Genomic DNA, 13,534 nt, shown 5'->3' on the forward strand with positions numbered 1-13,534 from the left:
CCATGGAACTTTGTTCGCCTGCGCACGCGCACCGCCTCCAAACCTTGGGCGCCGCCGTCACCTCCAGATTCCCCAGCGGCGAGCATCCACTGGCCACGCCCCCACCGGGCTCGAACCTCAAGCCGGTGATGGGCAATTACGGTTTCCCGTTCCTCGGCCACGTGTTGAGCTCGCTGGCCGATCCACTGTCCTTCGCCCGCGACCGCTACGAGCGCTACGGGCCGGTGTCATGGGCCGGCGGCGTCGGCTTCCGTGTCGTCGGCCTGATGGGTCCTGACGCCCTCGAGACGGCCTGGGTCAACCGGGACAAGGTGTTCTCCAGCACGCGCGGCTGGGCACCGGTGATCGGACCGTTCTTCCACCGCGGAATGATGTTGCTGGACTTCGACGAACACCGCGACCACCGGCGCATCATGCAGCAGGCGTTCACCCGCAGCGCCCTGGACGGCTATCTGGATCTGATGCGGCCCAGTATCGATCGCACGTTGAGCAATTGGCCTTCGACGCAAGGCTTTCCGTTCTATCCGTCGATCAAGCACCTGCTGCTGGAGCAAGCCGCCGAGGTGTTCGTCGGCACGCATCTCGGGCCCGAGTCCGACCAGCTGTCGGCGGATTTCCACGACACGGTCCGGGGCGGGCAGGCCCTCATCCGCGCCGACGTCCCCGGCGGGGTGTGGGCCCGGGGTCTGCGAGCCCGTGAGCGGCTCGAGCGCTACTTCGCCGAGCAGGTTCCCGACCGTCAGCGTGGCGCGGGCAGCGATCTGTTCTCGATGTTGTGTCGCAGCGAGGACGAGGACGGCGCCCGGTTCACGCCGGCCGACATCGTCAACCACATGATCTTCCTGCTGATGGCCGCACACGACACCACCGCGATCGCGCTGTCGATGCTGACCTATGAGCTGGGCCGAAACCGGCAGTGGCAGGACGCGCTTCGCGACGAGGCGATCAGCCTGCCGAACGACAGTCCCACCGTCCTCGATCTGGATGCCTACCCGCTGCTCGACGCCGCGTTCAAAGAGACCCTTCGGATGTACGCCCCGGCGGGCGCGCTGTTCCGCCAAACCGTCCGCGACACCGAGATTCTCGGCCACTTCGTCCCACGCAAAACCCAGGTGGCCATCAATGTCTATGCCTCCATGCGACTTTCCGACTGGTGGCCCGAACCCGACACGTTCAACCCGGAACGGTTCGTGAACAACGCCGCATCGCGTGCCGCCGTGAGCCGCTACGTGTTCGCGCCCTTCGGCGGTGGGGCACACAAGTGCATCGGGCAGCAGTTCGCCGACATGACAGTCAAGACGACGATGCATCAGCTGCTCAGGCGGTTCGAGTGGAGCGTGCCCGACGACTACCGGCCGCAGCTGACCTGGGGTACCGGGCCGACGCCGGCCGACGATCTGCCGATCACCCTGAGGGCGCGGAGGCAGAGTGTCAAATGAGCGATCGGAGTCGTCTAGGTTCTTGAATTCGGCCGCTGACGAACACCGAACGTCCATGTTGCGGCAAGAAATCTGACGAAACGTTCGGTGTTCGGTCTTGACCGAACACCGAACACCTGCCACTGTGGTGTATGTGATCCAGAACAGGATCGAACCTGAACAGGCGCTCCTCGACGCCCTGACCAGCATTGGGTTGACAGCGATCAAGCCGACCGATCCTGACACGTACGTCGACATCTGGGTCGACGTCCCGGGCGGCGGGACCATAGCCATCGAGGTCAAATACGCATCCCTCGCATCCGTCGACGGACTACAGGAAAAACTTGACCGATGGAACCGCCGAACTCCGGAAGCGGCGGACGGCCAACCGATCACCAAGGTCCTTGTCGCCAACAGAATCACAGCAGATGCACGGAGCTATTTGCGCAATGCAGATTGGGGATGGCTCGATCTTCGCGGCCACATGCACGTAGCTGGCCCCGGACTGTTCATTGATGCCGATATCGAGCCAACTCAACCGCACGCGCATCGAACCGCCGATCCATTCTCCGGCAGAAGTGGGCTGGAGGTCGCGACCGACATACTTCTCAATCCACGAGAGCCTGTGAGGGTCCGATCAATAGCAAAGCGAGTCGGCCGATCGCCGAGCACAGTTTCCGACGTCGTCGGCCGCCTCCGAGAAGCTCATTTGATCGACGGCTTGACCGCCGTTCTACCCGATTTGTTTTGGAGTCTCGTACCGGCCTGGCAACCTGCATCACTGGACGTTGCGTCTCTCCCAGGCGACGACAGGGTGTTGCTCAACACCCTGAAGGTCGGTCAAGACAACGGAAATGGGCCGGGGTGGGCGTTGACCGACACCCCCGCGGCAATGATTTACGGTGCGCCGATCGCACTACGCCGCGACTACCCTCCGGTCCTCTACGTACCTGACGACGCCACTCTACGACGGGCCGTCCAAACCCTGGGTCCGGCAACGACGTCATCCACTCGATCCGCGACGCTCAGAGCCGCGCCGGTGCGCGTCGTTTCGATACAGCGGGTGACCGACTACTCACAATCGGCATGGCCCCTCGCACATCCCCTGTTTGTTGCATTAGATCTGGCTCAAGATCCCGGCCGCGGCCTAGAGATTCTGTCTGATTGGACTCCACCTGCGAGGTGGATCCGTGTCTGGTAGCAAGTCGCCTCCCCCTGGCGTCGACTTGGCTGGATCCTCGATGAGCGCGCTCGTGCATGCCATCCCGATCGCGATCGAGCGCACCGGGCGGGCCGTCGTCCTGATAGGCGGCTGGCAGTCGTATGCCGACTCAGCAGTCCGTACCGGGCCACAACAGACGTCGACACGGTGGACCGTCGGCGGGGTGACGACCCGTCGCAACTTGATTTGTTGCTCAGCAGCGGAGCGAAGCGGGCGGGACCCGCAGGAGCTCTGATCGAAACTCCTGCTGGGACAGTCAGGGTCGACGTGCTCGAGGTGAAGGACTCCGACTACGAACCGCTTCCCGACGATCCTTCAGACAGACTGCACGTGCTTGCGCATGGCTGGGCCGACGCGACCGCTACACCAATGGTTCTGAGGGCTGACAATCTGGATGCGGTCGAAGTGCGCGTCGCTGACTAGCCAACTGCACGGGACGCCCACGCTCGGCGCTACCCTCCGGTCATGCTCAATGAGTCGTGGGTGGACCAATACAAATGCATGCAACGGTCCTACACGCGGCTTTGTCGCGTAGCTGACCAATACAACGCCGAGGCCGAACTTCACCAGCCAGACAACGCGCGTGACGCCTTGTACCACTTCTGTTGTGACGTCTTCCATTTGAAGGACTGGATCACCGAGTGCGAACAAGTCGGTGCAGATGTGCGCAGCGCGGCAAGACAGGTCCTCCCGAAGAAGAACCTCTCTGAAATTCCGCAATCGGTAGCGGCCATTGCTGCATGTGCCGACATCGCTAACGCATCGAAACACCTGAAGTTGAATCACGGGAGTTACACCCCGAGTGGGCCTGCTGAGCCAACCAAGCAAGTTCAGGGTGCCAAGTTCCCGAGGAGCCTGCCGTTTCACTTCGCCGCCACCCACTGGACGATCAGAGTAGGCGAGGACGAGCGCGACGTGCTGGAGCTGGCGACCGAAGCCGTCGCAGCCTGGGACAGCTGGCTGCATGAGTACGGACTTTTGCCGCTTGCAGAATGAGTCGCTTCCCAGCATCGCTGCGTACCCGGCGACCAAACCGCTTCAGCTAGCAAACGAAAAAAACCGCTGTTGCCAGCGGTTTTACTGGTGGAGCTAAGGGGAATCGAACCCCTGACCTTCTCGATGCGAACGAGACGCGCTACCAACTGCGCTATAGCCCCTGATACCGGTTGCAAAGGCTACCAGCCGTCGGCCCGCAACCGGAAACCGGCCGCTTACTGGCCGGAGGCTCGCGGCAGATCGTAATCGTGCGCCATCGACGTGTAGGCCAGGTGCTCGAAGATCGGGTCCTCGTCGTCGATGTCGAGCACGACGGCGCCGGGCCGACGTAACCGCGCAGGCACCACGTCCAGCTTGTGGTCGTCGGTGTTCTCCACCCCCAGCCGAGACCGCGCCATCCGTTGCGCACGACGACGCCGCAGCTGCTCCTCGATCCGCGTCTGCCGCCGCAGGTAAGCCAGATACAGCACGGTCAGCGCGCCGGCCGTGCCACAGACCCACCAGGCCGACGGGGTCAGCAGGAGGGCTGCGGCCCCCGAGAACAGCAACGTGGCAGCCAGCACCGCCAGCACACGCTTGCGGAACCGGAACTTGCGGGCACTGACCTCCGCGGCGGTCTTGGATTCGAACCGCCGCTGCCGGGTCGCGCTCAGCGACGAGACGGGCGCCGCGGCGCGGTCGTCGTCAGCCGGCTCTTCTTCGGCCTCGGGCTCCAGTCCCGACGAGTCGGCGACGTATTCGTACTCGTCGTCGGAAAGATCGTCGAGATCCTCGGCGTCCCCAGCGTCGTCGGCCTCCTCGAAATCCACTGGGATTCGCTCGGTTTCAGCCTCCGCCTCGGCCGCCTCGACACTCTCGACGGGTTCGGGTTCGGGTTCCGGTTCGGGGTCGCTCTCGTACTCCAGCTCAAGCTCGGGTTCTGGCTCCGGCTCGGCGGGCGCGGGTTCGGGCTCCGGCTCGACTTCAGCTTCGGGTTCGACTTCGGCTTCGGCCGTCATCGCGCCAACCGGCAGCGCCCCGGAGTCCTCGTCGACGACGTCGACGTCGAGGTAGTCGGGTTCGGCTGTCTCGACGCTGACCGCGGCCACCACGACGGTGCGCTGCACGGTGGCATGCACCCGGACCTCGGCCGGCGCCTCGTCCGTCTCGAGGTCCGTCTCGAGATCTTCATCGAGTTCGTCGTCGAGGTGGTCGGCGCTGGGCTGCCAGTGCGGATCGCTGTGGTGCCCGGCGGCCGGACCGCGCCGCAACCGTTGCGCGTTGCGGCCGCTGTTGAGCACTCGAGTCGCCAGGGCGACGTCACTGGTACGCCGCACGGAGTCGCGCTTGCTGATCAACATCGGAACTAGCACGAAGAGCCAGAGAACGACGAGGGAAATCCACAGCAGTGACTGGGGGATGCTTGGCATGAAGCCTGCTCCTTTCCCCTTCAGGCTAGGTCTGTGACCAGCGCATCCATGGACGGCGCGCCGACACAATTACACACCTGTAATTCGATCGATACAAGCACCAACAGTCACATGTGTCACATCGGTAACAGGATCGCCGCCCCGATTGCTCGCGAGGATGACGTCAGGGCACTCAAACCGACATCTTCACGACCCAGCGGGCTGTCTCGCGGCAAACGGTGACGTCAACACCAACTCGCGCGCCCCGCCGACACCAGCCCCTGCGCCGCCGAATGCGTCAGCTCCTCCAACGTGATCGCCACCAGAAGGTGGTCCCGCCAGGCGCCGTCGACCTCGAGATAGCGCCGCAACAGACCTTCTTCGCGAAAGCCCACCCGCGCCAGCACCGCCCGGCTCGCGGCGTTCTCCGGCCGTACCGTGGCCTCCACCCGGTGCAGCTGCACCGCGGTGAAGCAGTGGTCCAACCCCAACGCCAGGGCCCCGGTGGCCACTCCTCCCCCGGTCTTTTCGCTGGCCACCCAGTAGCCGATCCACGCCGAGCGCAACGCCCCGTGGGTGACGTTCCCGATGGTGAGCTGCCCGGCGAACTGACCGTCGAGCTCGATCACGTATGGCAGCATCCGGCCGCGTCGGGCCTCGCTGCGTAGCCCCGAGCAGATCGCCGGCCAGGACGAAACGGCATGGCGCACTTGCCAATCCACGCCACTGACCGGCTCCCACGGTTCGAGGTGCTTCTGGTCGGCAAGCCGGGTCCGGCTCCACACCGCGGCATCGCGCAGCCGCACCGGACGCAGCCGCACCACCCCGGCCGGTACCCGCAGCGGCCCGATCGGACCGGGCCAACCCGGGTGAAATCCGTCGGATCGGAACAGGCTCATCCACACCGTCGATTCGTCACACCGTCATTCATCGAATGAAGTCTTATCAGCCGCGCTGGGCCAGGAACGCCACATCCACGGTTTCGCCGGTGCGAACCTCGTCGACCTCGCTGGGAATGACCACCAGACAGTTGGCCTCGGCCAGTGTCGCCAGCAGATGGGTGGACGCCCCGGGCGCCCCGCCGAGCGCCTGCACCAGGTACTCACCGGTGTCCTGGTCGCGCATCAGCTGCCCACGCAGATATCCGGTGCGACCGGTCACCGAGCTGATCGGCGACAGAGTGCGCGCCTGGACCACCCGACGCATCGGCGCGCGCTTGCCCAACGACAGCCGGATCAGCGGCCGCACCATCACCTCGAACACCACGAGCGCGCTGACCGGGTTGGCGGGCAGCAGGAAGACGGGAACGCGATCACGGCCCAGCTGGCCGAAGCCCTGCACCGACCCCGGATGCATCGCGATGCGCGACACCTCCATCTCACCGAGTTCGGCGAGCACACTGCGCACCGATTCGGCGGCGGCCCCGCCCACGGCACCGGCGATCACCACGATCTCGTTTCGGTTGACTTGCCCCTCAACGGTTTCCCGGAGCTCGCGCGGGTCGGTGCTGATGATGCCGACCCGGTTGACCTCTGCACCGGCGTCGCGGCCGGCAGCGGCCAGCGCGTAGGAGTTCACGTCGTACACCTGCCCGGTGCCGGGTGTGCGGGACACGTCGACGAGTTCGCCACCCACGCACATCACCGACAAGCGCGGCCGCGGGTGCACCAGCACCCGGTCCCGTCCGACCGCGGCCAACAGACCCACCTGGGCCGGACCGATGATGGTGCCGGCCCGCACCGCAACATCACCGGGTTGCACGTCGTCTCCGGTGCGCCGGACGTAGGCGCCCGAACGCACACTGCGCAGGATCCGGACCCGGCTCTCGCCGCCGTCGGTCCATCGCAACGGCAGCACCGCGTCGGCCAGCGTCGGCATCGGCGCGCCGGTCTGCACCCGGGCCGCCTGGCGGGGCTGCAACCGGCTGGGGGTGCGCGCACCCGCCTCGATCGAGCCCATCACCGGCAGGCTGATCTCTCCGGCGCCGTCGCCGACCGACAGCACGTCGACACTGCGCACCGCATAGCCGTCGATCGCCGCCTGGTCGAACCCCGGCATGGGCCGTTCGGTGACGACCTCCTCGGCGCACATCAGGCCTTGTGACTCGGCGATGGCCACCCGCACCGGCCGGGGCGCCACCGCGGCGGCCGCCACCCGAGCCTGCTGTTCCTCGACCGAACGCACAACACGCCTTTCTATCCCGTCTGCGAGCCCTCAGGCGCGACTACCGGACCAGCGTGTCGCTAGCCCTCCTGTCCGGCCAGGCCCAACCGTTCGACCAACCACTGCCGCAACTCCGGGCCGTAGTCGTCACGTTCCAACGCAAAGTCAACCGCAGCCTTCAGGTAGCCGCCGGGATTTCCCAGGTCGTGTCGGGCTCCGCGATGCACCACGACGTGCACGGGATGGCCCTCGTCGATCAACAGCGCGATGGCGTCGGTCAGCTGGATCTCGCCGCCCACGCCACGCGACACCCGTCGCAGCGCGTCGAAGATCGCCCGGTCCAAGATGTAGCGCCCGGCCGCTGCGTACGGCGACGGCGCGTCTTCTGCCTTGGGTTTCTCGACCATGCCCTTGACCCGCAACACGTTCGGGTTCGCCGCGTCGGGGACGGTCTCGACGTCGAAGACGCCGTAGGCACTGATCTTGTCGCCGGGCACCTCGATGGCACACAACACCGTGCCGCCGCGCTTGGCCCGCACCTTCGACATGGTCTCCAACACGCCCGTCGGCAGCACCAGATCGTCGGGCAACAGCACCGCGATCGCGTCTTCGTCGGGTGACAGCGCGCTCTCGACGCAGCTGATCGCATGGCCGAGGCCCAGCGGCTCGGCCTGCACCACCGACTCGACCTTGATCAGCTCGGGTGCGCGACGCACCTTTTCCAGCATGGTCTTCTTGCCGCGGGCCTCGAGCGTGCCCTCAAGTACCAGGTCCTCGACGAAGTGCGCGACCACACCGTCTTTGCCCTCGGAGGTGATGATGATCAGCCGCTCGGCGCCGGCCTCGGCCGCCTCGGCCGCCACCAGTTCGATGCCGGGCGTGTCGACCACCGGGAGCAGTTCCTTGGGGACCGTCTTGGTCGCGGGCAGAAAGCGCGTGCCCAGACCGGCCGCGGGGACCACGGCCGTATAGGGAATCGGCACTTCAGGCGCCTTGTGGGAGGTGCTCATCGTTCACACACTAACGTCCGTTCTGGGATGGTGGTGGCTGTGACCCCGCCGACCAAGACCGAGTTGCGAGCCGAGGTTCTGCGTGCCCGACGGGCGGTGCCCACCGAGATCTGCGACCGCGAGGCGCAGGCGCTTTGCCGTTGGCTGCCGGCCCTGGCCGGCGCCGGGCAAACGGTGTGCGCCTACGTTCCGGTGGGTTCCGAGCCGGGTTCGCCGACGCTGTTGGACACCCTGACGGAACTCGGTGTGCGCGTGCTTCTTCCGGTGGCCCGCAACGACGACGACGGCCGCGCCCGGCCGATGCAGTGGGGGCCGTATCAGCCCGGCGCGTTGGTCGCGGCGGAGTTCGGCCTGCGGGAACCGCCACCACCGTGGTTGCCCGCCGGCCGGATCGCCGACGCCGAGACGATCCTGGTGCCCGCCCTGGCGGTGGATCGGCACGGTACGCGGTTGGGCCGGGGCGCGGGGTTCTATGACCGCAGCCTGATCTACGCCGCACCGCAGGCCCGGTTGGTCGCCGTGGTGCGTGACGACGAATTGGTCGAGGAGTTGCCGGCCGAACCGCACGACGTGCGGATGACGCATGCGTTGACGCCCGCCGGCGGCGTGACGGCGCTCGGCGGCTGAGCATAGCTTCGGCTCTCCCGGGGTATGCGGTTGTCCTCATATGACAAGAGAGGCGACGGACATGAGCGAGACGCCGGCGTTGAAGAAGGCACTCAGTCAGCGACAGCTCCGGATGATCGCGATCGGCGGGGTGATCGGCGCCGGCCTGTTCGTGGGATCGGGCGTGGTGATCGCCGACACCGGTCCGGGCACCTTCATCACGTACGCGTTGGCGGGCCTGCTGATCATCATGGTGATGCGGATGCTGGCCGAGATGGCGGTGGCCAATCCGTCGACCGGGTCGTTCGCCGACTATGCCCGCAACGCGCTGGGCAATTGGGCCGGGTTCTCGGTGGGCTGGCTGTATTGGTATTTCTGGGTGATCGTCGTCGGCTTCGAGGCGATCGCCGGAGCCAAGATCATCCAGTACTGGATCGACGTGCCGCTGTGGCTCACCGCGCTGGTGCTGCTGGTGGCGATGACGGCCACCAACCTGTTCTCGGTGTCCTCGTTCGGCGAGTTCGAATACTGGTTCGCCGGGGTGAAAGTCGCGGCGATCCTGGTGTTCCTGGCCCTTGGCGGGCTGTTCATCTTCGGACTGTGGCCGAACAAGGACATGGACTTCTCCAACCTCACCCAACACGGCGGGTTCTTTCCGTTGGGCGCCACGGCCATCACGGTCGGCGTGGTGACGGTGATCTTCTCGATGGTCGGCGCGGAGATCGCCACGATCGCCGCGGCCGAGTCGGCCGATCCGGAACGGGCGGTCGCGAAGGCCGCCAACTCGGTGATCATCCGCGTGCTGATCTTCTTCGTCGGATCGGCCTTCCTGTTGGTGACGATCCTGCCGTGGAACAGCGAGCAGACCGCGGCCTCGCCGTTCGTCGCGGCGTTCACCGAACTGGGCATCCCCTACGCCGACCACATCATGAACGCCGTGGTGCTCACGGCCGTGCTGAGTTGCCTGAACTCCGGGATGTACACGGCCTCGCGAATGTTGTTCGTACTGGCGGCCCGTCGCGAGGCGCCGCCACAGTTGGTGGCGGTGACCCGGCGTGGGGTTCCGGCCACCGCGATCCTCACCTCGTCGGTGGTCGGATTCGTCTGCGTGATCGCCGCCGCGTTCTCACCCAACACCATCTTCGCGTTCCTGCTGAATTCCAGCGGTGCGGTGATCCTGTTCGTCTATCTGCTGATCGCGATCTCGCAGATCCTGCTGCGCTATCGGACGTCCCCGGACACCCTCAAGGTCAAGATGTGGTTGTTCCCGGTGTTGTCGATCCTGACTGCCGTGGCCATCGTCGCGATCCTGGTGCAGATGTTCGTGCAGGGCGGCGACAATCGGAAAGCCTTGACGCTGAGTCTGTTGTCGTGGGCCGTGGTGATCGTGCTGTTCCTGGCCAATCGGTGGTTCGTCAAGCGCAGGCCCGAAGCTGCCGAGGTGCCCCGCACCGAAGGTTCACCGCGCCCGCATCGAGTTCTGGTGCTGGCCAACAAGACTGTGGAATCCAATGAGCTCCTCGACGAGCTGCGCCGCATCGGTGCCGACCGCGAGACCGTCTATCACGTGGTGGTGCCCGCCAGTCCGATCGAGACGGGCGTGGCCGCCACCCACGGTCCTCTCGACATCTCCGAGGCCACCCGGCGCGCCGCCGAGCAACGCCTCGAGCAGACCTTGGGCACGTTGCGCAACAACGGCCTGCAGGCCGACGGCGAGTTGGGTGACTACCGTCCGCTGCGGGCCCTGTCGCAAGGTGTCACGGCATTCCAGCCGGACCAGATCGTGATTTCGACACTGCCCCCGGAGGATTCGGTGTGGCAGCGTTTCGACGTCGTCGACCGCGCTCGCGCCGAGCATCAGATCCCGGTTACCCATGTGGTGTCGCGGATCGACACCCAGGAGCATGCGTCGTGACCATCTTGGCGGCGTTCAGCGCCAGCCGGCACAGCAGCGCACCGCTGAATCTGGCCGTCCGGATCGCCCGCACCACCGGGGAACCGGTGATCGCGGCGGCCGTGGTGGAGCGGGCCTGGCCGCCACGGGACGATCCGGTCGAGACGGAGTATCTGGGTTACGTCCGCACGCAGGCCGCCCAGGCGCTGCAGCGGGCTGTGACCGAATTGCCCACGGACATCACCCTCAGCCAGGTGGTGCACGAGTCCTCATCGATACCAACAGGTTTGATCGAGCTGGCCGATGCCAATCGGGTGTCGGTGGTGACGGTGGGGTCCTCCTCGTCGGGGATGCTCGGCCGGGTGACGCTGGGCAGCGTGACCGAACGTCTGGTGCACACCGCGCGGGTGCCGGTGGCGTTCGCGCCGCGCGGGTACGCCGAGGCGAGTGGGCGCATCGAGCGACTCACCGCCGCGTACGGCGGGGAGGCCGACGTCAACGGGCTCATTCCGGCCACTGCCAAATGGGCCGACGACTGGTCGGCCGGCCTGCGCATCGTGTCGTTCACCGTCCGCAACACCGCGGCGTTCTACGGATCCATCGAGTCCTCGGCCGAGGAGTTGGTGGTGGCGCAGTGGTCCCGGCGCACCCGGGCCGAGATCACCAGACAGCTCAACGCGATTCGCGACCGCATGCCGATCGACGATGTCGAGGTGGTGGTGGGCGCGGGTCATGACTGGGGCACCGCAGTGCAGAGCGTGCCGTGGCAGCCCGGGGACCTGCTGGTGCTGGGCTCCGGCGCGGCGGCTCCGAGCCGGCAGGTGTTCCTCGGCTCGGCCGCGGGCAAGATCCTGCGTCATTCCCCGGTCCCGGTGATGATCGCGCCGCGCTATCCGGGCTAGCGGGGCCGCCCCGCGGGAATGACCTAGCCCACCTAGCGGTTCTAGCACTTGAGCCGGTAGAGTGCTAACAAGTTTGACCAACTCGGAGGGTTTTCGTGCCTACCTATTCCTACGCCTGCACTGAGTGCGGCAATCGGTTCGATGCGGTGCAGGCTTTCAGCGATGATGCGCTGACCACCTGCCCCAAGTGCTCGGGCAAGCTGCGCAAGCTGTTCGGCTCGGTGGGAGTGGTGTTCAAGGGCAGCGGCTTCTACCGCACCGACAACCGCGAGTCGGGTAAGAGCTCGTCGAACGGCTCGGCCAAGAGCTCCGAGAGCAGCTCCTCGAGCTCCTCCTCTGATTCGTCGTCCTCATCGAGTACTTCGTCGAGCGCCTCGTCTTCTTCGAGCAGTTCGAGCCCGGCCCCGGCCGCCGCGTCGAGCTAGCGTCGAAGTCATCCACACGGCCGAGATATCCACAGGGCCGAGTTATCCACAAGACGGCGAAGACGCCGTTCCCTCCTCGGCCCCGTCGCGCCTAGCGTGGCGTCATGGCCGAGTCTCTCAACCCACCGCCTTGGCGTCGGCTGACTGCTGCGCGGCCTGATTGGACCCGCACCGTCGCCGCGCGCCGCGTGGCGGCGGCCGGGTTGGTGGTGTTGGCGGCCATCGCGGCGCTGCGCTCCGATCCGCACGGCGACTACTCCGAGGTTGCCGTCGCAACTCACGACCTGACCCCCGGCGCCGCCCTGACCAGTGCCGATGTTCGACTGGAGCGACGCAGCAGCGCGTCCCTGCCCGACGGCGCGCAACACGAGGTCGAGGCGGTGCTCGGCGCGACGCTGACCGCACCGGCCCGGCGTGGTGAGGTACTCACCGATGTTCGGCTACTCGGGTCGCGGCTGGCCGAATCGGCCGCCGGGCCCGACGCCCGCATCGTGCCGCTACCCCTGGACGACACCGCGCTGCTGGATCTGATCCGTACCGGCGACGTGGTCGATGTGCTGACCGTCGACACCGATCGGGACGACGCGCAACCGGCCCGGCCCATCGTGGTGGCCTCGGGTGCAGTCGTGGTGCTCGTGTCCGAAAAGCCCCGCGCGGCCGGGGTTGGCAGTGACCGTGTGGCGTTGGTGGCACTGCCCGCGCGCTCGGCCAATGAGGTTGCGGCCACGAGTCTGGTGCAGGCCGTCACCTTGACAATTCACTGATTCGCCGGTCCCGCAACTACCCCGGCCGTACTCACAACTCCGTTACTGTTTGCTTGTCGCACCCAACACACCCCACTGCAGGAAGGGTCCGAAGCATGTTGAAAGGCTTCAAGGAGTTTCTCTCCCGTGGCAACGTCATCGACCTTGCGGTTGCTGTGGTCATCGGCGCCGCCTTCACCGGATTGGTCACCGCGTTCACCGAGAAGGTGATCCAGCCGCTCGTCGACCGGGTCGGCGCCGGCGGTGATCGCGAATACGGCATCCTCAAGATCTCGCTGGGCGGTGATCCCGAACAGTTTGTCGACCTCAATGCGGTGTTGTCCGCCTTCATCAACTTCCTGATCGTCGCCGCCGTGATCTACTTCGTCATCGTCCTGCCGTACAAGAAACTGCGCGAGCGGGGCGAGGTGGAACAGGCCCAGGACACGGAATTGAGCATCCTCACCGAGATCCGGGATTTGCTCGCCGAGAACGCCAATGGATCCAGCGGCAAACACGAACATGTCAGCGGGCCCGGCACCGGCCCGAGCCCGGACACCGCCAAACACACCAGCGCCGACCGAACCTGACCCGCACACCGGCAGATACGAAAGTGGCCCCCGGATTTTTCCGGGGGCCACTCTTGTCAACCGCTCAGTTCATGTGCTCAGTTCATGTGCTCAGTTCATGTTCCAGGGCTCGCCGTAGGTGGTGACACTGTCACCGGTCGAGGCGATCAACCGGGCGAACGGGCGCAGCAGCACACC

The 13,534-nt window shown here is 66.1% G+C and carries 13 protein-coding genes, 1 tRNA gene and 1 pseudogene; 9 read left to right on the top strand and 6 right to left on the bottom strand.

The genetic code is table 11. From position 1 onward, the window contains the following. Positions 1-2: 2 nt before the first annotated feature. The 3 genes from A5740_RS08195 (at position 3) to A5740_RS08210 (ending at position 3,636) form a co-directional block, all read left to right on the top strand. Positions 3-1,439 carry a cytochrome P450 gene (locus A5740_RS08195; protein ID WP_254849118.1) on the top strand — a complete coding sequence of 479 codons (1,437 nt, stop codon included), beginning with the start codon at positions 3-5 and terminating at the stop codon, positions 1,437-1,439. A 97-nt stretch (positions 1,440-1,536) separates the two neighbouring features. After that, positions 1,537-2,619, top strand: coding sequence for a transcriptional regulator (locus A5740_RS28245; protein ID WP_217696687.1), 1,083 nt, complete (start codon positions 1,537-1,539; stop codon positions 2,617-2,619). Positions 2,620-3,105: 486 nt separating this feature from the next. After that, complete coding sequence (locus tag A5740_RS08210) at positions 3,106-3,636, top strand: hypothetical protein (protein ID WP_076193027.1); 531 nt, start codon at positions 3,106-3,108, stop codon at positions 3,634-3,636. Between the two features lie 85 nt (positions 3,637-3,721). Here A5740_RS08210 and A5740_RS08215 read toward each other — a convergent pair. The 5 genes from A5740_RS08215 to A5740_RS08235 all read right to left on the bottom strand — a co-directional run bounded on the left by A5740_RS08215 (position 3,722) and on the right by A5740_RS08235 (position 8,197). Continuing rightward, positions 3,722-3,797, bottom strand: a tRNA-Ala gene (locus tag A5740_RS08215). Between the two features lie 54 nt (positions 3,798-3,851). Continuing rightward, positions 3,852-5,045 (bottom strand): gephyrin-like molybdotransferase receptor GlpR, encoded by a 1,194-nt coding sequence (glpR, locus tag A5740_RS08220; RefSeq protein WP_076193029.1) that lies wholly within the window; start codon positions 5,043-5,045, stop codon positions 3,852-3,854. Between the two features lie 224 nt (positions 5,046-5,269). Next, positions 5,270-5,923: a GNAT family N-acetyltransferase gene (locus tag A5740_RS08225; protein WP_076193031.1), complete on the bottom strand. Its 654-nt coding sequence runs from the start codon at positions 5,921-5,923 to the stop codon at positions 5,270-5,272. Positions 5,924-5,969: 46 nt separating this feature from the next. Then, positions 5,970-7,208, bottom strand: coding sequence for a gephyrin-like molybdotransferase Glp (gene glp / locus A5740_RS08230; protein WP_076193033.1), 1,239 nt, complete (start codon positions 7,206-7,208; stop codon positions 5,970-5,972). Positions 7,209-7,267: 59 nt separating this feature from the next. Further along, positions 7,268-8,197, bottom strand: a complete 930-nt coding sequence (locus A5740_RS08235; RefSeq protein ID WP_076193034.1) for a UTP--glucose-1-phosphate uridylyltransferase — start codon at positions 8,195-8,197, stop codon at positions 7,268-7,270. A 27-nt stretch (positions 8,198-8,224) separates the two neighbouring features. On the opposite strand from A5740_RS08235, the gene A5740_RS08240 reads away from it, so the two are divergent. The 6 genes from A5740_RS08240 (at position 8,225) to mscL (ending at position 13,357) form a co-directional block, all read left to right on the top strand. After that, positions 8,225-8,824, top strand: coding sequence for a 5-formyltetrahydrofolate cyclo-ligase (locus A5740_RS08240; protein ID WP_139335010.1), 600 nt, complete (start codon positions 8,225-8,227; stop codon positions 8,822-8,824). 61 nt (positions 8,825-8,885) lie between these two features. Next, on the top strand, positions 8,886-10,718 hold the full coding sequence (locus A5740_RS08245; protein ID WP_076193036.1) for an amino acid permease: 1,833 nt from the start codon (positions 8,886-8,888) through the stop codon (positions 10,716-10,718). Then, entirely contained in the window at positions 10,715-11,599 is an 885-nt protein-coding gene (locus A5740_RS08250; RefSeq protein WP_076193038.1) for a universal stress protein, read from the top strand. The genes A5740_RS08245 and A5740_RS08250 overlap by 4 nt, the downstream gene beginning before the upstream one ends. A gap of 95 nt (positions 11,600-11,694) precedes the next feature. Beyond that, on the top strand, positions 11,695-12,024 hold the full coding sequence (locus A5740_RS08255; RefSeq protein WP_076193040.1) for an FmdB family zinc ribbon protein: 330 nt from the start codon (positions 11,695-11,697) through the stop codon (positions 12,022-12,024). Positions 12,025-12,128: 104 nt separating this feature from the next. Then, positions 12,129-12,788 carry an SAF domain-containing protein gene (locus A5740_RS08260; protein ID WP_076193042.1) on the top strand — a complete coding sequence of 220 codons (660 nt, stop codon included), beginning with the start codon at positions 12,129-12,131 and terminating at the stop codon, positions 12,786-12,788. A gap of 95 nt (positions 12,789-12,883) precedes the next feature. After that, positions 12,884-13,357 carry a large-conductance mechanosensitive channel protein MscL gene (gene mscL / locus A5740_RS08265; RefSeq protein ID WP_076193043.1) on the top strand — a complete coding sequence of 158 codons (474 nt, stop codon included), beginning with the start codon at positions 12,884-12,886 and terminating at the stop codon, positions 13,355-13,357. A gap of 90 nt (positions 13,358-13,447) precedes the next feature. Here the strand turns inward: mscL and A5740_RS28250 are convergent. After that, positions 13,448-13,534: pseudogene (locus A5740_RS28250) on the bottom strand (porin); the annotation flags it as partial.

Origin of the sequence: Mycobacterium sp. GA-1841 (assembly GCF_001954135.1) — a bacterium.
Classification (GTDB): Bacteria; Actinomycetota; Actinomycetes; order Mycobacteriales; family Mycobacteriaceae; genus Mycobacterium.